Genomic DNA, 1,131 nt, shown 5'->3' on the forward strand with positions numbered 1-1,131 from the left:
CGGACCGCTGCTGGGGCGGTCGTCGCGACGGAAGCCGCCGCTGGGGCGGTCGTCGCGGCGCGGACCGCTGCTGGGACGGTCGTCACGACGGAAACCACCGCTGGAACGGTCGTCATCCCGGCGGGGTGTGCTCGGGCGGTCGTCGCGACGGAAACCACCACTGGGACGGTCGTCACGGCGCGGACCACTGCTCGGCCGGTCGTCACGACGGAAACCACCACTGGAACGGTCGTCATCCCGGCGGGGCGTGCTCGGGCGATCGTCACGACGGAAACCACCACTGGAACGGTCGTCATCGCGACGCGGCCCGCTCGGCCGGCCGTAGCCGCCACCGCTGGAGCTGGGACGACCACCACGGTCGTCATCACGACGCGGACCACTGCTGGGGCGGTCATCGCGGCGGAAACCACCACTGGGGCGGTCATCACGACGCGGACCACTGCTCGGCCGGTCATCGCGTCCGCCGCGGAAGCCGCCACCGCGATTGTCGTCGCGGCGGTTGTTGTCATCGCGCCGGAAACCACTACGGTCCCGATCGTCGCGCCGCGGTCCGCGGTCGCGATCGTCACGGCCTCCGCGGAAGCCGCCCCGGTCGCCGCTGTCCCGGCGGTTCTGGTCGCGCTCGGGACGGTCGTCGGAGGAGTTGGGGGACATCGGTGGAGCTCCTGTCTTCGGGTACCGCAGTCATTCTCGCGCAATCGGCCTTCCGATGCGCTTCGGGGCGATGAGGGAGAAAACACAAAAAAGGACCCGCAGTCCAGCGTGAACGCTGGACCACGGGTCCTTGAAAGATTGTTCGGCGGCGTCCTACTCTCCCACAGGGTCCCCCCTGCAGTACCATCGGCGCTGTGAGGCTTAGCTTCCGGGTTCGGAATGTAACCGGGCGTTTCCCTCACGCTATGACCACCGAAACACTATCGGGCCATCCCGCAGAACGGGATATCGGCACTTAGCGAACAGCACACTCTTCAATTGAGTAAATACTGGTTCAACCGGTGCGACTGTTCGCAACCCGGGAACCACACAGTGGACGCGTGCAACTGAGGACAAGCCCTCGGCCTATTAGTACCAGTCAGCTTCAACCGTTACCGGTCTTCCACATCTGGCCTATCAACCCAGTCGTCTACTGGG

General features: G+C 66.1%; 2 rRNA genes and 1 pseudogene. All 3 read right to left on the bottom strand.

Annotated features, from left to right (window positions below):
* A pseudogene (locus tag ACIBAE_RS29045) lies at nt 1-684 on the bottom strand (tetratricopeptide repeat protein); the annotation flags it as partial.
* 110 nt (nt 685-794) lie between these two features.
* A 5S ribosomal RNA gene (rrf, locus tag ACIBAE_RS29050) occupies nt 795-911 on the bottom strand.
* 131 nt (nt 912-1,042) lie between these two features.
* A 23S ribosomal RNA gene (locus ACIBAE_RS29055) occupies nt 1,043-1,131 on the bottom strand; the annotation flags it as partial.

This window comes from Streptomyces sp. NPDC051569 (assembly GCF_044454085.1).
GTDB lineage: Bacteria > Actinomycetota > Actinomycetes > Streptomycetales > Streptomycetaceae > Streptomyces.